The organism is Bacillus sp. BS3(2021) (assembly GCF_021043345.1).
Lineage (GTDB): Bacteria > Bacillota > Bacilli > Bacillales > Bacillaceae > Bacillus > Bacillus paralicheniformis.
The window spans coordinates 230,151-255,240 of sequence record NZ_JAJNDM010000002.1 but is presented as its reverse complement, the minus strand read 5'-3'; the positions used below and the strand labels follow the sequence as shown (position 1 = coordinate 255,240).

5 protein-coding genes and 1 riboswitch are annotated in these 25,090 nt (G+C 50.6%); all 5 genes read left to right on the top strand.

What is annotated here, in order from left to right; translation table 11 throughout:
* The first annotated feature begins 6 nt into the window (after nt 1-6).
* The 5 genes from LQ247_RS06485 (at nt 7) to licB (ending at nt 25,057) form a co-directional block, all read left to right on the top strand.
* Complete coding sequence (locus LQ247_RS06485) at nt 7-1,125, top strand: ABC transporter ATP-binding protein (RefSeq protein ID WP_195258593.1); 1,119 nt, start codon at nt 7-9, stop codon at nt 1,123-1,125.
* Nucleotides 1,112-1,978 carry an ABC transporter permease gene (locus LQ247_RS06480; protein WP_025810784.1) on the top strand — a complete coding sequence of 289 codons (867 nt, stop codon included), beginning with the start codon at nt 1,112-1,114 and terminating at the stop codon, nt 1,976-1,978. The genes LQ247_RS06485 and LQ247_RS06480 overlap by 14 nt, the downstream gene beginning before the upstream one ends.
* Nucleotides 1,971-2,783 carry an ABC transporter permease gene (locus tag LQ247_RS06475; protein ID WP_101561643.1) on the top strand — a complete coding sequence of 271 codons (813 nt, stop codon included), beginning with the start codon at nt 1,971-1,973 and terminating at the stop codon, nt 2,781-2,783. Before LQ247_RS06480 ends, LQ247_RS06475 begins: the two co-directional genes overlap by 8 nt.
* Before the next feature lie 465 nt (nt 2,784-3,248).
* Nucleotides 3,249-3,335: riboswitch (cyclic di-GMP riboswitch) on the top strand.
* A 184-nt stretch (nt 3,336-3,519) separates the two neighbouring features.
* Nucleotides 3,520-14,268, top strand: a complete 10,749-nt coding sequence (licA, locus tag LQ247_RS06470; RefSeq protein WP_231005763.1) for a lichenysin non-ribosomal peptide synthetase LicA — start codon at nt 3,520-3,522, stop codon at nt 14,266-14,268.
* A 19-nt stretch (nt 14,269-14,287) separates the two neighbouring features.
* Nucleotides 14,288-25,057 carry a lichenysin non-ribosomal peptide synthetase LicB gene (gene licB, locus LQ247_RS06465; protein WP_231005761.1) on the top strand — a complete coding sequence of 3,590 codons (10,770 nt, stop codon included), beginning with the start codon at nt 14,288-14,290 and terminating at the stop codon, nt 25,055-25,057.
* The last annotated feature ends 33 nt before the right edge of the window (nt 25,058-25,090 follow it).

The window sequence follows — 25,090 nt, the reverse complement described above, 5'->3', positions numbered from 1 at the left end:
ACAAACATGAGCGCAATTCAGATTCAGCATGTCAGCCGGCATTTCGGAAACACCATCGCATTGGAAGACGTACAGCTTGAAGTCAAAGAAGGGGAATTTTTCTCTCTCCTCGGTCCGAGCGGCTGCGGAAAGTCAACGCTCCTTCATATCATTGCCGGGTTCCTTGAACCGACGTCAGGGTTTGTATATTTAGGAGGAAGAGATGTAACTGATTTGCCGCCATACGACCGACATATTGGAATGGTTTTTCAGGATTATGCTTTATTCCCGCATCTCAGCGTATTTGACAATGTTGCATACGGATTGAAAGTTCGAAAATGGCCCCGCCGCAAGATTGAAGAACGGGTGATGGAAAGCCTCGCTCTTGTCAGGCTTGAAGCGTTTGCTAATCGCATGCCCCGTCAGCTGAGCGGGGGCCAGCAGCAGCGGGTGGCGATTGCCCGGGCATTGGCGATTCAGCCGTCTGTGCTACTGCTAGACGAGCCGCTGAGCAACTTGGATGCGAAACTTCGAAAAGAAATGCAGACGGAGCTGCGCAGCATCCAAAAGCGCGTCGGCATTACAACGATTTTAGTGACGCACGATCAGGAGGAGGCTTTAAGCTTATCTGACAGAATTGGAATCCTCGGCTGCGGCAGGCTTCAGCAGCTCGGCACTCCGTTGGACGTGTACCGCACGCCTGCTAATCAATTTGTCGCCGAATTTATCGGACAGGTCAATTTGCTGAAAGCGCGTGCGTCGGAGATACAGCCTTCATCAGGCGTTTATGGCTATGAAGCGGTCGATTTTGAAATATATGAAGGTGTTCCGCTGACTTTTGAAATCAGCCGGAATCTCTTAAAAAAATCCTCTGTATTGTTCATGGTGCGGCCCGAGAGAATCTCAGTCTCTTTCGAGAAGCAGAAGAACAGGCTGATTGAAATGCCTGCAACGATAACGGAAGTCAGTTATGCCGGGCATGCTCTCAGGCTGAAAGCCGCTGTTTTCAAAGGAGAATGGATCATTCAGGCGCCCGATCCTCAATTTCCAAGATTGCCGAAGGCGGGGGATCAAGTGTATCTTTCTTTGGATCCGGACGATTTTGTTCCGCTCGATGTAAAGGAGGATGCAGATGGGTGCTCTTGAACAAAAACGGTTTTATTGGGTTTTGCTTGTTCCCGTCCTTTTATTTCTCGGCGTTTTTCTCGTGTTGCCGCTTGTTCTGCTGCTGTTATTAAGTTTCAGAGACGTGGACGCTATGATGAATACGCTCGATACGTACAGTTTTTCTCAATATGTCGAAGTGTTCTCTTCGGACATTTATTTGAAAACAATCGGTATAACGCTTTGGACGGCGTTGAAGACCACTGTATTATGCCTTGTGATGGCGTATCCGGCAGCATATTTACTCGTTAAGGCGCCGACCGGCAGGCTGCGGGCTTTGTTTTATATATTGCTTGTTTCTCCTTTACTGACCAGTGTTGTCATTCGGACGTTTTCCTGGATTGTGCTGCTTTCGCAAAACGGGATCGTCAATGAGGCGCTTATCAGCTTGAAGCTGATTGAAAAGCCCCTGCCGCTTTTATGGAATATGAACGCCGTCATCATCGCATATGTCCAGGTTATGCTGCCGTTTGCTGTGCTGCCGCTTGCCGGTTCTTTAAGCGAAATGAAACCGGATCTTAAATTTGCTTCGATGAGCCTTGGAGCGGGGAGGCTGCGGACATTTTTTTTCGTGACCTTGCCGATGACGGTTCCAGGATTGCTGACAGGAGCAATGATCGTGTTTTCGCTTTCGGCCGGAAGCTATATTACGCCTCTTCTCGTCGGCGGAAGGATGCAGCCGCTGCTGCCGTTATCAATCTATCAGCAGGTCATGCAAGTCTTTCATCTTCCTCTTGCAGCAGCTATGTCGATTACTTTATTAGCCGTTGTCAGCGTGGTTATTGGAATCCTTGGCTTTTTCCAAAAGCGTTGGGAGGCGAGAATAAATGGGTAGACGATTGCGCCGTCTGTCTGGGGGAAAGTGGATTGATGTGTGCGTTTGGGCGGCGGGTTTATTGGTATACCTTTTTTTGGCGCTGCCTGTATTTGTGATTATACTGTCGGCTTTCAGCCCGGACGAATATCCGAAGTTCCCGCCATCCGGCGTCTCGCTGCGCTGGTTTGCCGGAGTTTTCAGCAGCAGCGGCTGGATGGAATCGATTTGGGTCAGCGGTATGCTGCTTCTCGTTGTAACGCCTCTTGCGGTGATCCTCGGAACAGTTGCAGCCTATGCATTGGCGCGGCTGAACTTTCCTGGAAAACAGGGGATTCAGGCTTTTATTTTATCGCCGTTGATGATTCCTCAAATCGCATTAGGCGTGTCATTTCTCTATTTATTGACAATGCTTGGGGTAAACGGCACATTTGCCGGGCTGGCTGCCGGGCATATGCTGATCAGCCTTCCGTATGTCTTACGGACGGTCGGGGTAAGCATGGCGAACGTGGATCCGAAGCTTGAACTGGCATCCATGAATCTTGGCGCAGGTCCATGGTATACCTTTTTTCATGTTACCTTGCCGCTCATTAAACCGGGAATCATTGCGGGAGCCGTTTTTGCCGCTGTGACGTCATTCGGGGAAGTATCAATCAGTCTGTTTGTTTCTTCACCTGCTGTCACGCCTGTACCGGTTCGCACGTTCAGCTATATTGACCAGACGTTTGATCCGAGTGTTAATGCGATTTCGGTTATTTTTATCACAGTTTCAGTGATCGCGCTGATCATCATCGAGCGGACGATCGGGCTTTCAAAAACCGTGTAGCAGGCGAAACTCAGCCTGCTTTTTTGTATGGAACACCGAAAGTATTTCAAGATACCGTTTAGGAGGAGACAGTTCAGTGATTTTCCGTTCTGCTTCAATGTTTTCGCAAGCTGTTTGTTTTTTCTCGTCAGTTTAAACGGCTGGGTAAAAGAAACGTTTTATTTGAATAAACATTGTAAAAGAAAACGCCTAAGCCTTAACGGATTTTCATGATTTATTCATGAAGTTAAGGCTGTTTTTTTAATATTTTAATATATTCTTTATCTAGGATTTAGAATTTTTTGCGGAATTAAGCGGTTTTTTTCGTTTTCCCGCATATTTTTTTGTCAATTTCGGTATCACGCATTAACATTCATGGATAACATTCGGCATCCCGCATGAAACTTTTCACCTATTTTTCGGTGAAAAAAACAAAATTTTCATTTAAAGTGAACTGTGAGCAGAAAATGAATTTATAGCAATAAAAGCAGATAAAGGCAAACCTGCGGAAACGCAGGGACGCAAAGCCATGGCCTAAGGTACTGACGGTGCTACGGTTGACAGGTTGCCGAATAAACAGGGAGTTCGCCCGTTTTTATTCGGGTGGACTCTTTTCTTTTTTATTTCCAAAATAATGTTTTATTGGAAATGACAAATCTGTGACAGCGTTTTTCGCTCATCGCAATACCGCAACATTGCATTGCGGCTTGGCTGTTCGCATCGTCATACATAGCAAAAGATAAAGGAGGAATAAAAAATGGGAAACACATGTTACCCGCTGACACATGCTCAAAGGAGAATTTGGTACACTGAAAAGTTCTATCCCGGCACAAGTGTTTCAAATTTGAGCGGCTTTGGAAAATTAAAATCTGCCTCCGGAATCGATTCCGGGTTATTGACTGAAGCCATTCGCCAGTTTGTCCGTACAAATGAAACCATGCGATTCAGACTGTTGTTTGAAGGAGGGGATGAGCCGAAGCAATATATAGCGGAAGACGAACCTTTCCGGATTGAATATTTCGACGCTTCAGAAATCGGAGGAGCGGACGGCGTTCTTAAATGGGGACAAGCTGAGGCGCGTCGACCCCTGCCTTTGTATGAAAGTCCGCTGTTTAAATTTGCCGTCGTTCGCATTAGTGAGGAAGAAAGCTGGTTTTTTGCAAAAGTTCATCATATCATTTCCGACGGTATTTCGATGACGATCTTGGGCAACCGCATTACAGACATTTATTTGAAGCTTGCTAAAGGGGAAACCGGCCTCGAACCTGTTCAGTCATTATTTACGGAACATATTCAGAGTGAATTGGAGTATGAAAATTCGAAGCGGTTCCAGAAGGATAAAGCATATTGGAACGCACAATATGAAGTGATTCCGGAGCCCGTATCGTTAAAGGCGAGCGACACGTATCAGAGCCAATTGGATGCAGCCCGCTTTTCAAAAGAGATTTCCCCTGCCCTGTATAAAAAAATTCAAACGTATTGTAAGGAACACAACATAAGTGTACTCTCCCTGTTCTTATCCATTTTGCACATTTATATGCACCGGATAACCGGACAAAAAGACGTCGTTCTCGGAACATTTATGGGTAACCGGACAAATGCAAAAGAAAAACAGATGCTCGGGATGTTCGTATCGACGATTCCAATGAAAGCCTCCATTGATGTACACCAGGACTTTAGTGCATTTGTGCAGGAAAGAATGAAAGATCAGCTGAAGATCATTCGGCATCAAAAGTATCCGTACAATCTGCTGATTAATGATTTGCGGGAAAGACAGCCGCATGTCAGCAAATTGTTCGCCGTCTCACTGGAATATCAAGTTATGCAATGGCAGAGGAAAGAAACGTTGTCATTTCTTACTGAGCCGATTTTCAGCGGCAGTGAAGTAAACGATATTTCCATTCACGTGAAAGAGAGATGGGATACCGGGACGCTTGCGATTGATTTTGATTACAGGGAGGAGCTTTTCACCTGTGAAGAAATGGCCGTTTTATATGAACGGCTGATGACGCTGCTTGAAGATGCCTTGTTGTTTCCGCAAAAAACAATCGCTGAACTGGAGATTGTTCCCGCATTTGAAAAAGAGCGGCTGTTAAAGCGTGCATCAAGCCAAACCATCGCATATGACAAGAACATGACCCTGCATGGTTTATTCGAACAAAAAGCAGCCGATCATCCCGAAAAAACCGCCGTTGTATATGAAGGACAAAAACTTTCGTACCGTGAGCTGAATGAACAATCGAATCGTCTGGCAAGGGCGCTTCGAAGAAGAGGCATCGGGCCTGACGCTCCGGCTGCGATAGTGATGGAGCGGTCAGAGCGGGTTATTACGGCGATGCTGGGCGTTTTGAAAGCCGGCGGAGCTTATGTACCGATCGATCCCGGATTTCCGGAAGAAAGAATTCGCTTTATGCTGGAGGATTCAAAGGTCAAAGTGGTTATCACAGACAGCGGGCTGACTTTTGAAACGGCCGAAACTGTGCGGTTCAGCGAAGCGCTTTCTGAATCGCTGGAAAACGGTCACCCGTCTTCAGAGGCAGGCGCCGGGCACCTTGCATATATCATTTATACTTCCGGGACAACGGGCCGTCCAAAAGGCGTCATGATTGAACACAGGCAGGTCCACCACCTTGTAAGAGGGCTTCAGCAGGCCGTTGGTGCATATGATCAGGATGATTTGAAGCTGGCACTTCTGGCTCCGTTTCATTTTGACGCTTCCGTTCAGCAGATTTTTACGTCTCTATTGCTTGGCCAAACGTTGTACATCGTACCGAAAAAGACGGTTTCCGACGGACGCGCTTTATCGGATTATTACCGCCGCCATCAAATCGATGTGACAGACGGTACGCCGGCTCATTTGCAGCTTTTGTCTGCTGCCGATGATCTTTCAGGTGTCAAACTGAGGCATATGCTTGTTGGAGGAGAGGCATTATCAAGGGTCGCAACGGAAAGGCTGCTTCAATTATTTGCAGAAACAGCTGAATCCGTGCCTGCTGTTACGAATGTTTACGGCCCGACTGAAACTTGTGTGGATGCTTCTTCTTTTACGATGACAAACCACGCAGATCTTCAAGGCGATACGGCCTATGTCCCGATCGGCAGACCGATTGGAAACAACCGTTTTTATATTTTGGATGAAAACGGTGCACTCCTTCCTGATGGTGTCGAAGGGGAATTGTATATTGCAGGAGACGGAGTCGGCCGAGGCTATTTGAACTTACCTGACATGACCGCAGACAAGTTCTTGGAAGACCCGTTTGTCCCCGGAGGTTTCATGTATCGAACAGGGGATGCAGTACGTTGGCTTCCCGACGGTACGGTTGATTTCATCGGCCGAAAAGACGATCAAGTGAAAATCCGCGGCTACCGGATCGAGCTTGGCGAGATAGAGTCGGTGCTGCAAGGAGCCCCTGCTGTCGGAAAAGCAGTTGTCCTCGCGCGGCCCGAAACCGGCGGCAGCCTTGAGGTTTGCGCTTATGTCGTGCCAAAACAAAGCGGGGAAATTGACCTTCAGGGGCTGAGGGAGCATTTATCCAAGCATCTGCCTGACTATATGATACCTTCCCACTTTGTCGAGCTTGATGAAATACCGCTGACGGGAAGCGGCAAAGTCGACCGGAAAGCGCTGCTTCGCCATGAAGTCTCTGTCAGCGGGACTGCAGAGTATGCGGCACCGAGAAATGAATATGAAGAAAAAATGGTGGGTATATGGCAGGAAGTGCTCGGAACTGAACAAGTCGGAATCCACGACCAGTTTTTTGAACTGGGCGGCCATTCTCTCAAAGCGATGGCCATGCTGGCAAAAATTCATAAAGCTTTCGGTGTCGAGGTTCCGTTGCAAGTCCTGTTCGAAAAACCGACAGTGGCGGCGTTAAGCGGCTTTGTTTCTGAAGCGGAGAAAGACGGATACACGGTAATTGAACCGGCGCCGGAAAGTGACGATTATCCTCTCTCATTGGCGCAGCAGCGAATTTATATCGTCAGCCAGCTGGAGGATGCCGGAGTCGGCTACAATATGCCGGCCGCGGCGATGCTTGAGGGCACCCTCGATGTTCAGCGCATTGAAGCTGCTTTTCAAAAACTGATTGACAGGCATGAGGCGCTGCGGACTTCGTTTACAGTTGTCGATGGCGAGCCGAGACAGAATATTCATCAAAGGGTTCAGTTCAAGATTGAGAAGGTTGAAGCAGATGGGAAGCCGATCGAACAAATGGCAAAATCTTTTGTCCGCCGCTTTGATCTCGCCAAAGCTCCGCTGATGAGAGCCGGTCTCGTCCGTCTCGCAGACGGCAGACATGTGCTGTTGTTCGATATGCATCATCTTGTGTCTGACGGCGTGTCGATTTCGATCATATTGAATGAGCTGGCCGCACTGTATAGAGGGGAAGAACTGCCGGAGCCGAATTTGCATTACAAAGATTATGCTTTCTGGCAAAGGACGCAGGCACAAGAAGGTTTTCAAAAAGAAGAGGCTTATTGGCAAAGCGTGTTCGCCGGCGAGCTTCCCGTACTGCAGCTGATAACGGATGAGCCGAGGCCGTCTGTTCAAAGCTTTGAAGGAGACAGGGTATCCGCAGTCCTGCCAAAAGACATGAAAGAAAAATTAGCCGTGCTGGCAGAGCAAAACGGCGCGACATTGTATATGGTCATGCTGGCCGCATACAACATGCTGCTAGCAAAGTACTCCGGGCAGGAAGATGTGATCGTCGGAACGCCGGCGGCCGGCCGCAGACATTCCGATCTGGAAGGAATCATCGGCATGTTTGTCAATACGCTGGCGATCCGTTCAAAAGTGGAGTCGGGCAGAACGTTCAGAGACTTCCTGCATGATGTAAAGAAAACGGTAATCGACGCTTTTGAGCATCAGGATTATCCGTTTGAGCGGCTTGCGGAAAAGGTTGGTGCATCGCGCGATTTAAGCCGTCATCCCGTCTTTGACACGATGTTTATTTTGCAAAATGCATGGGAAGACATTCCGATGCTCGGCGATTTGCACCTCTCGATTTATGAAACGAACTTCAATATTGCAAAGTTCGACCTGACGCTGCAGGCGAAAGAAGAGCAGGGAGAATTGATTCTCGATTTGGATTACAGTACGAAGCTGTTTAAAAAAGATACGGCAGAAAGGATGCTGAAAGCATATTTGCACCTTCTGGAGGGCATGACGGCTGATCCGCTGCGCAGAATCGGCGAGTACAGCCTTTTGACAGAAGAGGAAACGAATCGTCAGCTCGTCGCGTTCAACCCCGCGGCAAGCGATTATCCGCGGGAGAAAACGATCGTTCAGCTATTTGAGGAACAGGCGGCGGAAAGAGGCGGACATCCCGCCCTGCAATTTGAAGACAAAGTATGGTCATACGGTGAGCTCAATCGGAAAGCGAACCAATTGGCGAGGCGCCTCCGCGAAAGAGGTGTGCAGCCCGGCACGACGGCAGCCATTCTCACCGCCAGGTCGGCTGAAATGGTCATCGGCATTCTCGCTGTGCTGAAAGCCGGCGCTGCTTATGTGCCGATCGATCCGGATCATCCTGAAAAACGTGTGCAACATTTCTTCGAGGACAGCGGAGCGGCGGTTCTTTTAACGCAAAAGGCGATGAAGCCGCTCGCTGAGGCGGCTGAATTTGGCGGCGACATTCTATTTCTTGAGGATGAACACCTTTATCTGGGAGATGCGTCTGATTTGCGCCTTCCGATTTCACCGGAAGCAATGGCCAATCTAACGTATACATCCGGAACGACTGGGACGCCTAAGGGCAATATGGTTTCTCACCGGAATATATTGCGTACGGTAAAAAACACAAATTACTTGGATGTGATGACATCCGATATCGTTCTTTCAATTTCAAATTACGTGTTTGATGCCTTTATGTTTGATGTGTTCGGTTCATTGCTGAACGGCGCCAAGCTGGTGATAGCTCCAAAAGACACAATTCTTGATATGAGCCGGCTCGCACATGTACTTGAAAAAGAAAAGGTTACCGTCTTAATGATCACGACCGCATTATTCAATCTGCTGACAGACATGCGGCCGGACAGTTTGAAGGGACTCCGCAGGGTTCTGTTCGGCGGCGAACGTGCATCTGTCGATCATGTCAGAAGAGCTCTGAACACAGTTGGCAAAGGACGGCTGCTTCATATGTACGGCCCGTCTGAGAGCACTGTCTTTACAACCTATTATCCAGTCAACGAAGTGCCGGACGATGCCCAGGCTATACCGATCGGAAAGCCTGTCAGCAATACGGAGGTTCTGATTCTTGATTCATTCGGCAATGTACAGCCGGCAGGGGTTGCGGGAGAATTGTGCGTCGGCGGAGACGGCCTTGTCCGCGGCTATTTTAACCGCCCGGAACTGACGGCTGAAAAGTTTACGGAACATCCGTTCAAAACCGGTGAGAAGATTTACCGGACGGGCGATATGGCGAGATGGCTTGCCGACGGATGTCTCGAATTTATCGGACGGATTGATCATCAGGTCAAAATTCGCGGACAGAGGATCGAGCTGGGCGAAATCGAGCACCATCTCCTCACACATGAAATGGTTCAGGAAGCCGCTGTTCTTGCTGTTGACACCGGGAAGAGAGATCAAATGATCTGTGCTTACTTTACGGCCGATCAGGAGCTTTCTAGTGAAGAGCTTCGCCGATATGCGGCAGAAGGTCTGCCGGGCTACATGATCCCGTCCGTGTTTATGCAGCTGCAGGAGCTTCCGCTCACAGGCAATGGAAAGGTCGACAGAAGGGCGCTGCCTGAGCCGGATGTCACGCAGGCCGCGCAAAAGGAATATACGGCGCCAAGGAGCCGAACAGAAGCACAGCTTGCCGATCTTTGGCAGGAGGTGCTCAATGTACCGAAAATCGGTGTGCATGACAATTTCTTTGAACTTGGCGGACACTCTTTAATCGGAATGACGCTCATTGCCCGTATCCAGCAAGAGATGAATGTTGATCTGCAGCTGAAAGATTTGTTCCAGGCGCCGACAATCGAAACCCTGGCGCAGGCTGCGGAAAAAACTGAGAAAAAATCAGCCGTTTATATTGAAGCGGCGCCGGATCAGGAAACGTACCCCGTATCTTCGGCGCAAAAACGGCTGTACGTCCTACAGCAGATCGAAGGCGCTGAGAAAAGCTATCACATGCCGGCCGTTCTCCAGCTTGAAGGGAAGCTTGATTTGAAGCGCCTCGAGTCTGCCGCGCAAATGCTGATCAAGCGCCATGAAGCATTCCGCACGACATTTGAAATCAAGGGCGGCGAACCTGTTCAGCGGATTTGGGAAGCTGCGGAATTGACCATTGATGTCATCGATGCAGATGAACAAGAAGCGGAAAAGCTGATTAAAGAATTCATCAGGCCGTTTGATTTAACAAAAGCCCCGTTATTTAGAATGAGCATCATACGTTTCACGGGAGAAAAACATCTTTTGCTTGTGGATATGCATCATATCATTTCAGACGGCGCTTCTGTCAGCGTCCTGATCGATGAAATGACAAAGCTTTATGCGGGAGAGGCGCTTGAACCGCTGAGGATTCAGTATAAAGACTTTTCTGTATGGCAGCAGCATCTGCTGACAGAACGGCACAAAGTGCAGGAGGAATACTGGCTCAAGGAGCTGGCCGGCGAGCTGCCTGTTTTGACGCTTCCGGCAGACTATCCGCGTCCTTCTATTCAAACGTTTGAAGGAAGCCGTCTCAGCTTTGCGCTGAAACCGGAGCTTGTCCAGCAGCTGAGAAAACTGGCCAAGGAAACGGACAGCACTTTATACATGGTGCTCGCTGCCTCATACAGCGCGCTTTTATCCAAACTGAGCGGACAGAGCGAGGTCATTGTCGGCTCTCCGGCTGCCGGGCGGCCGCATACTGATTTGAGCCGGATCATCGGCATGTTTGTCAATACGCTTGCAATAAGAACGCGTCCTGAAGGAGACAAGCCGTTTTCTGCATTCCTTGAGGAAGTGAAAGAAACGACGCTCGGCGCGTTTGAGCATCAAGATTACCCGTTTGAAGAACTCATCGAGAAGCTGAACATCCAGCGCGACATGAGCCGAAACCCATTGTTTGATGCCGTCTTTTCAATGCGAAATGCCGATTTGAAGGACTTGTCAATGGAAGGGATCACACTCAAGCCGTATGATTTTGCCCATCAGACCGCGAAGTTTGACCTGACGCTGACAGCGGCGGAAGAGGACGGACTTCTCGTTTTTGAAATGGAATACAATACAGCTCTCTTTAAGCATGAATCGATCGAGCGCTGGCGCGGGTACTGGGTCAATCTGCTCGAAGCGGTTGCCGAAAATCCGGATGCCCGCCTTTCAGAGCTTTCGTTTCTGGATGAAGCAGAAAAACGGCGAATCGTCCAAAATTGGAATGAGACGAGACTGGCTGTGCCGCAGGACAAAACGATCCATGAGCTGTTCGAAGCGCAAGTTCTCCGCACGCCTGACCGTGGGGCAGCGGTGTACAACGGCGTGAAGTGGACGTATAAAGAGCTGAACGCACGGGCGAACCGTCTGGCCCGGCTGCTGATCGAAAAAGGAGCCCGTCCTGAACAGCGGATCGGGATCATGGTCAAGCCTTCGCTTGAAATGGCCGCTGGCGTGCTCGCGATTTTGAAAGCGGGAGCGGCCTATGTGCCGATCGATCCTAGCTATCCGGCTGAACGGATCAGATACGTGCTGAAAGACAGTGGCGCAGAGCTGCTTCTGACGCAAACAAACTTAGCCGCACCTGAAGAATTCAGCGGTGAAACACTTCTTCTCGATTCGATGCTGAGCGAAGAAATCACAAAAGACGATGAGGTGAACCCACAGGCAGGTACACAGTCTGACAACCTGGCCTACTTGATCTACACATCGGGCACGACCGGCCAGCCGAAAGGCGTCATGGTCGAACACCAGTCTCTCGTGAATTTGTGTTATTGGCATAATGACGCCTTTAAGGTCACCGAACAGGACAAAAGCGCGAAATATGCCGGCTTCGGCTTTGACGCTTCCGTTTGGGAGATGTTCCCGTACTGGATCGCCGGAGCGGAGCTTCACATCATTGATGAAGCGATCCGGATGGATATTACGCGCTTAAATCAATACTTTGAAGAGAATAAAATAACGATCACGTTCCTGCCGACACAGTTGTGCGAACAGTTCATGGAGCTGGATAACCAGTCGCTGCGCGTGCTGCTTACGGGCGGAGACAAGCTGAAACGGATCGCAAAACGCTCCTACAAGCTCGTCAACAACTATGGACCGACGGAAAACACGGTCGTCGCGACGAGCACGGCGATTGATCCTGATGAAGGAATGCTTTCAATCGGAAAGCCGATCGCCAATACGCGGGCGTATGTGCTAGGACAAAACAACGAAGTCCAGCCCGTTGGTGTCGCGGGTGAGCTGTGCATCGCCGGCCGCGGGCTTGCGCGCGGCTATCTGAACAAGCCAGAGGAAACGGCGAAGCGTTTTACGGAAGACCCGTTTGTGCCGGGCGAGCGCATGTACCGGACGGGGGACGCGGTCAAATGGCTGGAAGACGGACGGCTTGAGTACATCGGCCGAATCGACCAGCAGGTGAAAATCCGCGGCTTCCGGATCGAACTTTCTGAAATCGAAGTCCAGCTCGCGCGGCTCTCCGAAGTGCAGGAAGCCGTCGTCACCGACATCGAAGACGCCTGCGGCAACAAAGCGCTGTGCGGCTATGTCGTTGCGAATGAACAGCTTGATACAGAAAGCCTCGCCCGGAAGCTGGCGCAGACGCTCCCGGAATACATGGTACCGTCATTCTGGGTGCAGCTTAAAGAGCTTCCGGTTACGGCGAACGGAAAAGTCGACCGAAGGGCGCTGCCTCAGCCTGACGTCGAAGCGCAGACAGCCGAATACAAAGCGCCGCTTACAGAAACGGAACAGCTGTTGGCGGACATTTGGCAGGAGGTTCTCGGTATAGACCGAATCGGGATCACAGACAATTTCTTCGCGCTCGGCGGGGACTCGATCAAAGGAATTCAAATGGCAAGCCGGCTTCAGCAGCACGGATGGAAGCTGGAGATGAAGGACTTGTTTCAGCACCCGACGATCGGAGAGCTGAGTGCTTATGTTCAAGCGGCTGACGATCAGCCGATCGATCAGAACCCTGTCGAAGGGGAAGTCACATTGACGCCGATTCAGCGCTGGTTCTTCGAGCGCCGATTTACGAACGAGCATCACTGGAATCAGTCGGTCATGCTTCACGCTTTAACGGGATTCGACCCGGAAACGGCAGGCAAGGCTTTAAGCAAGCTGATCGAACATCATGACGCACTTCGCATGGTTTATCAACGAAATGGAGACGGGATTGTTCAGTACAACAGAGGGCTGGAAGAAACAGCGGTTCGCCCTGAAGTCATCCGCTTCAATGTATCGGGCGCTGAACTTGAAGCTGCCGTGTTGAAGGCATCAAACCGGATTCAAAGCAGTATCGATTTAACCGATGGCCCGCTTTTGAAAGCGGCGATCTTTAAAACGGATCAAGGCGATCATCTTCTCATTGTTATTCATCATCTCGTTGTGGACGGAATCTCATGGAGAATCCTCCTTGAGGATTTCGCCGCCGGGTACGCCCAGGCTGAAAAAGGGGAGCCGATTATTCTTCAAGACAAGACGCACTCTTTTGCTGAATATGCGGCTCGCCTGGAAGAATATGCAGGGTCAAAAGCTTTCGCAAAAGAAATCGGCTATTGGCAGGAAATCGAACAGGCGGAGACGGCAGCGCTCCCGAAAGACGATGAAGCAGAGGACGAGCGGATGCGCCATACGAAAACGGCTGAGTTTTCCCTCTCAAAAGAAGAAACGGAACAGTTGATGACAAAAGTTCATGAAGCATATAACACGGAAATGAACGACATTTTGCTTACGGCGTTGGGCTTGGCGCTGAAAGAGTGGACGGGGCAGGAAGACTTTATCATCTGCTTAGAGGGACACGGCAGGGAGGACATCATAGACGGCTTGAATATTTCCCGGACGGTCGGCTGGTTTACAAGCCAGTTCCCGGCGCTGATTCAAATGCGCCATTCAGGGGATATCGGCTATCAAATCAAACAGATCAAAGAAGAATTGCGCCACATTCCGAATAAAGGAATCGGCTATGGCATTTATCGTTATTTGACCGAAGAAGGCAAAAAGGCGAAGCCGATCAAGCATGATATCAGCTTCAACTATTTGGGCCAGTTTACAGAGATGGCGGATTCGGGTCTGTTCACGAGATCCATCTTGCCGTCCGGCGACCCGCTCAGCCCGGAAACGGAAAAACCGAATGCGCTGGACATCGTCGGCTATATCGAAGACGGCATTTTGACAATGTCAATCGCTTATCATTCACTCGAATATAAAGAAAGCACCGTCGCCGCTGTCGCCGCAAGCTTTAAAACTTATTTGCTGCAATTGATCGATCATTGCTTAGAGCGGGATGGGGGCGAACTGACCCCGAGCGATCTTGGAGATGACGAACTCACGCTTGAAGAATTAGATAAATTAATGGAGATTTTCTAACAAAAAAACGAGGTGCCTTATGGGGAAACAAAAGATTCAAAAGGTGTATCCTTTGACACCGATGCAGGAAGGGATGCTGTACCACGCAATGCTTGATCCGGAATCTTCCTCTTACTTCACACAGTTGGAGCTATTCATAGACGGGGAATTTGATTTGGGGATCTTTGAAAAAAGCGTGAATCAGCTCGTGCGTTCATACGATATTCTCAGAACGGTTTTTGTTCACCAGCAATTGCAAAAACCGCGCCAGGTTGTCCTGGCTGAACGGCAGGCAATAGTGGAATTTGAGGATCTTGCGGACTTGGATGAGGAAAGGCGAACAAACCGCATTGACCGGTATAAACAAGAGGTACAGGCTGCCGGGTTTAATTTGGCGAAAGACATGCTGTTTAAAACGGCGGTCTTTCGGCTTGACCGGAATAAGTACCTTCTCGTCTGGAGCAACCATCATATCGTGATGGACGGCTGGAGCATGGGGATATTAATGAAACGCCTTTTTCAAAACTATGAAGCGTTTCGAGCAAACCGGACGGTTCCGCTTGATCAGGGAAAACCGTATGCGGACTATATTAAATGGCTCGGCCGGCAGGATAAGGGTGAAGCGGCATCCTACTGGGAACACCGCCTTTCGGGTTTAGAAAGTCCGAGCGTCATTCCCGGCGGCAAACCGCGGCCGGATTCAGAATCGTACCGGAACGAGGAGTTTACGTTTGTTTGGGACAAGAATATGGTGGATGCCCTTCAACAGGCGGCAAACCGCTATCATGTCACAGCTCCCAACCTTTTTCAGGCGATTTGGGGAGCGGTTCTTGCCAAATATAACAGAACCGATGATGTGGTGTTCGGCACGGTTGTGTCCGGGCGCCCGTCGGAAATTGACGGAATCGAGCATATGGCAGGGCTGTTCATCAACACGATCCCTGTCCGTTTAAAGGTCGATCAAAACGTATCGTTTGCCGAGCTATTCAAACAAGCACAGCAGCATGCGATTGACGCGGAGCGGTACGACTATCTACCGCTCTATGAGATTCAAAAGCAATCGGCATTGGACGGCCGCTTGATCAGCCACCTTGTCGCGTTTGAGAACTATCCGCTTGATAAGGAGCTTGAAAACGGAACGATTCATGAGAGGCTCGGCTTTTCCATCAAGGCTGCCGGAGCTTTTGAACAAACGAATTACGACTTTAATTTGATCGTTTATCCGGGAGCTGAGTGGACGATCAAATTGAAATACAACGGTGCGGCTTTTGATGCGGCTTTCATTGAGCAGGCCGCCGGGCATTTAACGAGACTTGCAGAAGAGGCGATTGCAAATCCCGAGTCAAAAGCAGCCAGCGCCGCCATGTTATCAAAACAGGAGCAACAAACGCTGCTCGCTTTTAATCAAACAAAATCCGATTATCCAAGAGAAAAGACGATCCCGGAGCTGTTTGAAGAACAGGTTAAAGCGTCTCCTGACAAAACGGCTGTTGCCGCTGACGGAAGAAGCCTGACTTACCGCAGGCTGAATGAGAAAGCCAATCAGCTCGCGAGAAGACTGAAAGCTAAAGGCTTGATGCACGGAAATGCCGCCGCCATTATGATGGAGCGGTCGCTTGAAGCAGCCGTCAGCATGCTGGCGGTGCTGAAAGCAGGCGGCGTGTACGTGCCGATCGATCCCGGATATCCTGAAGAGCGGATTCGCTTTTTGCTCGAAGACAGCGGGTCAAAGATCGTCCTTACAAAAGACAGTACGCAGATTTCGCTGGAAGGGTATGAGGTGCTCGCCGTAAATGCGATGGATGAAGAAAAAGAAGATGCCGCCAACCTTGAACATGTCAACAAGCCCGAAGATCTTGCCTATTACATTTATACATCCGGATCGACGGGCAGGCCGAAGGGCGTTATGGTCGAACACCGCAATATCGTCCGCCTTGTCAAAAATGCGGGCTACATCCCGCTGAAGAGCGGCGTGAAGATGGCGCAGACAGGGGCTGTCAGCTTTGATGCCAGTACATTTGAAGTATTCGGCGCACTGCTAAACGGAGGAACCCTTTATCCCGTCCCGAAAGAGACGCTCCTTGATGGAAAAAGGTTCAACATGTTTCTGAAGGAAACCGGAATCACAACAATGTGGCTGACTTCGCCTCTTTTCAATCAGCTTGCTCAGCAGGATCCGGGAATGTTTGCAACCTTGAACGATCTGATTATCGGCGGAGATGCCCTTGTTCCGGGAATCGTCAACAGAGTCAAACGCGAATCACCGGAACTGTCGCTTTGGAACGGATACGGGCCTACCGAAAATACGACATTTTCGACCTGTTTTTTGATCGATCAAGCATATGGGAGGACGATCCCGATTGGAAAGCCGATCGGAAATTCAACCGCCTATATCGTTGATGAACACGGCTCGCTTCAGCCGATCGGCGTGCCCGGTGAACTGTGTGTCGGCGGAGACGGGGTGGCGCGCGGCTACTTGAATCAGCCTGAGTTGACAGATGAAAAGTTTGTCGGCGATCCTTTTGCCGAAGGGAAGCGGATGTACCGTACGGGCGACTTGGCAAAATGGCTTCCCGACGGGAATATCGAATTCCTCGGCCGGATTGATCATCAAGTGAAGGTTCGCGGCTTCCGGATCGAATTAGGCGAGGTTGAAGCGGCTTTAGCCCGCCTTGAGGGGATTTCAGAAGCGGCCGCTGTCATTCGGGAAAACAACGCCGGAGAAAATGAGATTTGCGCCTATTACACTGCCGTTGGCACGAGGCCGGCCGCGCAGCTACGGACAGAGCTGTCCCGGTCGCTTCCGGAGTATATGATTCCGGCCCATTTGATCGAACTCGACAGCATGCCGCTGACAGCCAACGGAAAGGTTGACAAACGTCAGCTTCCGGCTGCTATCGCTGAAGAGACTGCTAGATTCGAAGCGCCCAAAAATGAAACGGAAGAAATTCTGGCGGCAATCTGGGAAGAGATTCTCGGCATCAAGCAGCCGGGAATCGATGACAACTTTTTTTCCATCGGCGGACACTCGCTGAAGGCGATGATGCTGACTGCCAAAATACAAGAGCAGCTCCAAAAAGAGGTGCCGATCAAAGTATTATTTGAAAAACCGACGATCAGAGAGCTGGCCGAATTTCTTCAAGGAGAAACAAAAGAGGAAACCGCTTCGATTACGCCGGCACCATCCCGTCCGAATTACCCGGTTTCGTCCGCCCAACGGCGCATGTACATCCTCAATCAGCTCGAAGAAGCAAGCACGAGCTACAATGTGCCGGCGGTTCTGCTTTTGGAAGGCGAATTAGATAAGGAGCGTTTGGAAGCCGCGTTTCGGGCCTTGATCGGCCGCCATGAAACATTGCGGACATCGTTCGAATTAATCGATGGAGAAATCGTTCAAAGCATCCATCAAGACGCGGTTTTTCACCTGACGGAATCAGTGGCGGAAGAAGCGGAAGCCGAAGCGGCGATCAGAGAATTTATCCAGCCGTTTGAGCTGAATAAGGCGCCGCTCGTCCGGGCGGAGCTCGTGAAGCTTGAAGAAAAACGCCATCTGCTGATGATCGATATGCACCATATTATTACGGACGGAAGCTCCACCGGCATACTGATTCGCGACCTGGCCGGCTTCTACCACGGAGAAGAGGCGCCTGCCCCTAAGCTCCACTATAAAGATTTCGCTGTGTGGCAAAACGGACCGGAGCATCAGGAGAAATTGAAAGAACAAGAACAGTATTGGCTTGACGTTTTTAAAGGCGAGCTGCCTGTTCTCGATCTGCCGTACGATTTTCCACGGCCGTCAAAACGCAGCTTTGAAGGTGACCGTGTCGTCTTCGGAATCGATCAAAAACTGACGGCAGACATTCAAAAGCTGCTTTCTGAAGCTGATGCGACACTTTATATGTTCCTGTTGGCTGCATTTAATATCCTGCTTTCCAAGTATGCGTCACAGGATGATTTGATCGTCGGATCGCCCGTGGCAGGCAGAACCCATCCGGATTTGCACAACATTCCGGGCATGTTTGTCAATACGCTGGCGCTCCGCAATCGTCCCGAAGGAGAAAAAACGTTTAAGCAGTTTTTGCAGGAAGTCAAAGAAACAAGTCTTCAAGGCTTTGCCAAGCAGGATTATCCGCTTGAAGAACTGATTGAAAAACTGCCATTGCCGCGGGATACAAGCCGAAATCCGCTGTTCAGCGTCTTTTTCAACATGCAGAACATGGAGGTCCCGACGCTGAAACTCGGAGATTTGCAGATTTCGTCTTACTCGGTGCGCCACCGCACGGCGAAGTTCGATCTGTCGCTTGAGGCTGTGGAGCATGATGGCGAAATCGGTTTGAGTTTTGACTATGCCGTATCCTTATTTAAAGAAGAAACGATTAGGCGCTGGAGCGGTCACTTCTTAAATGTGATTAAAAAAATCTGCGAAAACCCCGGCATTAAGCTCAGGGACATCGAACTGCTTTCAGTCAAAGAGCGCGCACTTCTGCTCGAAGAAGCGAGGCGCAGCCAGGCGGAGCGCCTTGAGGAGCGGCCGTTTCATGTACAGTTTGAAGAAAAGGCGGACGAAATGCCTGATCAGCCGGCCGTTGTCTGCGGGGAAACGATCCTCACATACCGCGTGCTCGACGAAAAAGCAAATCAGATCGCAAATGTGCTGCGCAGTGAAGGCGTCGGAAAAGACGATGTTGTCGGCATTATGCTGAATCGTTCTGCAGAGGTCGCAGCAGCGATTCTCGGTGTAATGAAATCAGGAGGCGCTTTTTTGCCGATTGATCCGGAAATGCCGACGAGCAGGGTGCAATATATGCTGGAAGACAGCGGAGTCCGCTGGCTCTTAACAGAACCTTCCCATCAAGTGGATCTTGCGGATTGGTATACCGGGAGACTGATAGATGTCAGAAAAGACACGCTGATGGCAAGTAATAAACGGCCGCATCCAACTACGGACGGAGCGAGTTTGGCGTACATCATCTACACATCCGGAACGACTGGCCGGCCGAAAGGTGTTCAGCTCGAACACCGGAATCTGGCAAACTATGTTTCCTGGTTTATCAGTGAGGCGCACCTGTCAGCTTCGGATAAAACGATGCTTTTGTCTTCCTATGCGTTCGATCTCGGATACACGAGCTTTTTCCCGGTGCTGCTTGCCGGAGGAGAGCTGCATATCGTCCCGAAAGAAACGTATACAGAACCGGAGGCATTTACTCATTATATCGGTGAACAAGGGATCACATATATGAAGCTGACGCCGTCGCTTTTCCATACGGTCGTTCAGCCGCAAAGCTTCGCTTTGACAAAGGGGCTTCAGTCATTGAGACTGATTGTACTAGGGGGAGAAAAAATCAATCCGAAAGATGTGGAGCGGTTCCATTCCCGCTATCCGGACACCAGATTCATCAATCATTACGGTCCGACGGAAACGACGATCGGAGCAATCGCTAAACCGGTCGAGCCGGACATGATCGGACAATTCGCCGAGCGTCCGACGATTGGACGGCCGATTTCGGGCGCCGGAGCACTGGTATTGGACGCCTCCCACCGGCTTGTTCCCGCCGGAGCAGCAGGCGAGCTGTATATAACGGGAAGCGGGCTTGCAAGAGGATATGTGAACAACCGGGAACTCACGGCTGCGAAGTTTGTCGAAAATCCTTACACGCCGGGCACATTCATGTACCGGACAGGGGATCTCGTCCGCCGTCTTCCGAATGGAGAGATTGAATTTTTGGGGCGGACGGATGATCAGGTGAAAATCCGCGGCTACAGAATCGAATTGAAAGAAATCGAAGAAGCCTTTAACGGGCTTGATGATATAGAGCGGGCTATCGTTCTTTCCTTTACGACTGACTCGGGGTTAGACGAATTGTGCGCTTATATTCAAGCGAAACGACAGCTGCCGGTTTCCGAACTGAGAGAGCGTCTTTCCGAGCGGCTGCCGTCGTACATGATCCCGTCATACTTCGTAACGGTGGATAAAATGCCGCTTTCGGCAAACGGAAAAGTGGACCGCCGCGCGCTCCCGGAGCCGCAAGGTCTAAACGGACGAAGCGATTCGTATAGAGCGCCGTCAACCGAAATTGAAAAAGCCCTCTGCGGCATTTGGGAAGAGGTGCTTGGCGTTCAGAAGGTCGGACTTGACGACAATTTCTTCGATCTTGGCGGACATTCATTAAAAGGAATGATGCTGACAGCGGAAATCCAATCCAGGCTCGGAAAAAAAGTACCGCTAAAAACGTTGTTCGATTGTCCGACCGCCGGCTTGCTCGCCCGCAGTATTGAAGCATCCGAAGGACAGTCACAACAAAGCGCGATTCAGCCTGCCGAAAAACGCGACTGGTATCCGGTTTCATCCGCTCAGCAACGGATGTATGCCCTCCACCATTTTGAAAAGAACGGAACGGGCTACAACATGCCGTCTGTTCTCATGATGGAAGGCGTGCTTGATACGGATCGTTTAAGACGGGCGTTCGCCGACTTGGTGAACCGCCATGAATCATTGCGAACCGCATTTATTGAAATCGATGGCCGTACCGTTCAAATTGTGCATGAAAAAGCGGACATTGACTTAAAGGTTATTCATATTCGTGAAGAGGACGCAGAAGCGGAAATCAACCGCTTTATTAGACCGTTTGATCTCAGCACCGCTCCGCTGATCAGAGCCGAGCTGCTTTCCATCAGCTCTACGCGCCATCTGCTTTTGATTGATACACATCATATTATTGCGGACGGCGTTTCCAGAAGCCTTTTCGTCAAAGAAATCGCTCAGCTTTATAAAGGCGCTTCGCTCCCTGAGCCGAAGCTGCACTACAAGGATTATGCGGTGTGGCAGCAAGAACCTGACCAGCAAGAAAACATTCGGAAACAGGAAGATTTCTGGCTCCGTCAGTTTAAGGAAAGCGTTCCGGAACTCAGCCTTCCGCTCGACTTTCCGCGTCCTCCTGTCCAAAGCTTTGCCGGTGACCGGGTTCGCTTTAAAGCATCAAAAGACGCCGCCCTTAAAATCCGCCGTTTGACGGCGGAAACGAACACGACGCTGAATATTGTGATGCTCGCCGTTTTTAACCTGTTTTTAAGCCGCCTTGCCGGCCAAAAGGATATTGTCGTCGGTACAGCGGCAGCGGGCAGAACGAATGCTGATCTGAAAGACATGCCGGGGATGTTCGTCAATTCGTTGGCGCTGAAAAACCATGTACCTGATCAAGCATCATTCAGCGAGTTTTTGGAAGAGGTCAAAAACAACAGCCTCGCAGCCCTCGACCATCAGGACTATCCGTTTGAAGAGCTGATCGCCAAGCTTGATTTGCCGCGCGATATGAGCCGGAATCCGCTGTTCAATGTCATGCTGACAACGGAAGATCCTGATAAAGAGACGCTCGATTTAGACGGTCTGACAATCAAGCCGTATGAGATTTCACATGCTGCTGCCAAGTTCGACCTGACACTGGGGGCTTTTGAAAAAGATCATGAAATCGGCCTTCAGTTCGAATATGCAACAGATTTGTTTCAGAAACAAACGATTGAACGCTGGAGCGGATATTTGCTTAACCTGCTCGAAGCGGTTGCCGAAAACCCGGATGCCCGCCTTTCAGAGCTTTCGCTTCTGGATGAAGCGGAAAAACGGCGGATCGTTCAAAATTGGAATGAGACGAAGCTTGATGTGCCGGAGGACAAAACGGTCCATGAGCTGTTCGAAGCGCAAGTCCTCCGCACGCCTGACCGCGGGGCAGCGGTGTACAACGGCGTGGAGTGGACATACAAAGAGCTGAACGCGCGGGCGAACCGCCTGGCTCGGCTGCTGATCGAAAAAGGGGCCCGCCCTGAACAGCGGATCGGGATCATGGTCAAGCCTTCGCTTGAAATGGCCGCTGGCGTGCTCGGAATTTTGAAAGCGGGAGCGGCCTATGTGCCGATCGATCCTAGCTATCCGGCCGAGCGGATCGGATACGTGCTGAAAGACAGCGGAGCAGAGCTGCTTTTGACGCAAAGCGGATTAACGGTGCCAGACACATTTACCGGAGACGTGATCGATTTGAATAGAGAAGGCTCCATTCTGGACGGCGAGCTTTATCCAGAGGATGACATGAATCCAAACGCGCAAGCTCAGTCTGACAACCTGGCCTACTTGATCTACACATCGGGCACGACCGGCCAGCCGAAAGGCGTCATGGTCGAACACCGGTCGCTCGTAAACTTGTGTTATTGGCATAATGACGCCTTTAAGGTCACCGAACACGACAAAAGCGCGAAATATGCCGGCTTCGGCTTTGACGCTTCCGTCTGGGAGATGTTCCCGTATTGGATCGCCGGAGCGGAGCTTCACATCATTGATGAAGCGATCCGAATGGATATTACGCGCTTAAATCAATACTTTGAAGAGAACAAAATAACGATCACGTTCCTGCCGACACAGTTGTGCGAACAGTTCATGGAGCTGGACAACCAGTCGCTGCGCGTGCTGCTTACGGGCGGAGACAAGCTGAAACGGATCGCAAAACGCTCCTACACGCTCGTCAACAACTATGGACCGACGGAAAACACGGTCGTCGCGACGAGCGCGGCGATTGATCCTGATGAAGGAATGCTTTCAATCGGAAAGCCGATCGCCAATACGCGGGCGTATGTGCTAGGACAAAACAACGAAGTCCAGCCCGTTGGTGTCGCGGGTGAGCTGTGCATCGCCGGCCGCGGGCTTGCGCGCGGCTATCTGAACAAGCCAGAGGAAACGGCGAAGCGTTTTACGGAAGACCCGTTTGTGCCGGGCGAGCGCATGTACCGGACGGGGGACGCGGTCAAATGGCTGGAAGACGGACGGCTTGAGTACATCGGCCGAATCGACCAGCAGGTGAAAATCCGCGGCTTCCGGATCGAACTTTCTGAAATCGAAGTCCAGCTCGCGCGGCTCTCCGAAGTGCAGGAAGCCGTCGTCACCGACATCGAAGACGCCTGCGGCAACAAAGCGCTGTGCGGCTATGTCGTTGCGAATGAACAGCTTGATACAGAAAGCCTCGCCCGGAAGCTGGCGCAGACGCTCCCGGAATACATGGTACCGTCATTCTGGGTGCAGCTTAAAGAGCTTCCGGTTACGGCGAACGGAAAAGTCGACCGAAGGGCGCTGCCTCAGCCTGACGTCGAAGCGCAGACAGCCGAATACAAAGCGCCGCTTACAGAAACGGAACAGCTGTTGGCGGACATTTGGCAGGAGGTTCTCGGTATAGACCGAATCGGGATCACAGACAATTTCTTCGCGCTCGGCGGGGACTCGATCAAAGGAATTCAAATGGCAAGCCGGCTTCAGCAGCACGGATGGAAGCTGGAGATGAAGGACTTGTTTCAGCACCCGACGATCGGAGAGATCAGTTCGTATATTGAATGGGCCGATGCTAAACCGATCAATCAAGGACCTGTCGAAGGGGAAGTCACATTGACGCCGATTCAGCGCTGGTTCTTTGAACGCAAATTTACGAACGAGCATCACTGGAATCAGTCGGTTATGCTTCACGCGCCTTCAGGGTTTGACCCGGAGCTCGTTGAACAGACATTGGCGACATTGACAGAGCATCATGATGCCTTGCGCATGGTGTATCAAAAGAAAAACGGCCGCCTCATTCAGTATAACCGCGGGCCGGGCGACCGTTCGTTCGCCTTTCGAGTGGTTGACCTTCGATATGTCACTGACATTGAAACGGAAATCGCCGCCCAGGCAAACCGTCTTCAGGCAAGCCTTGATCTCGAAAACGGGCCGCTTGTAAAGGCAGAACAGTATCAGACTGCGGAAGGCGACCATTTGCTGATCGTCATTCACCATTTGGTGATCGACGGCGTGTCATGGCGGATTCTGCTGGAAGACTTTGCATCAGGCTATTCGCAAGCCGCACAGCAGCATGACATTGTCTTCCCCGACAAAACCAATTCGTTTAAAGACTGGGCAAAAGAGCTTGAGGCATATGCACAAAGCGAACGCTTTCTTAAAACGGCCGATTATTGGCGCAGACTTGAACAAGAGCGCATTTGCGAGCTGCCGAAAGATCGGGCTGCCGCAGAAAGAAAAGCGGAAAACACTTCTGCTGTTACGTTTGAATTAAGCGAAGCGGAGACGCGTCTGCTGCTGACGAAAGTGCATGAGCCGTATGGAACGGATATCAACGACATCCTGCTTTCCGCCCTCAGCCTGACAATCAGAGAATGGACGAACGGCTCCAATATTTGCATCAATATGGAAGGGCACGGCAGGGAGGAAATCATTCTGGGGATGAATATTTCGAGAACGGCGGGATGGTTTACCGCGCAATATCCGGTTATTTTAAAAAGCGAAGCAGCGGCAGGATTGCCTGAGACCATTAAAAACGTCAAAGAAACCCTTCGGCGCATTCCTGACAAAGGAATCGGCTACGGCATCCTTCGCTACTTAACAGACCGGAAAAAAGCCGGTGCCGATTTCTCGATCAAGCCTGATATCAGCTTTAACTACCTGGGGCAGATCGACAGGGAGGTGCAGACCGATTTCTTCGGACCTTCTTCTTATGATATGGGCAGACAGGTTTCTGAAAGGTCTGAAGCGCTCTATGCGCTGAGCTTCAGCGGTATCATCAGCAAGGAAAAATTCATCTTGTCATGTTCATTCAATACAGAGGAATATGACAGACAGACCGTACAAGGGCTGATGGACAGATTCAAAGCTTCCCTAACGGCATTGATCGACCATTGTACAGCTAAAGAGGAGCGCGAATTTACACCGAGTGATTTTTCTGCCGGCGATCTTGAGATGGAAGAAATGGGCGACCTGTTTGACGTTCTTGAAGAAAACTTGAAATAAACACCGAGGACTTGCCCGCTTGTTAAGCGGGCG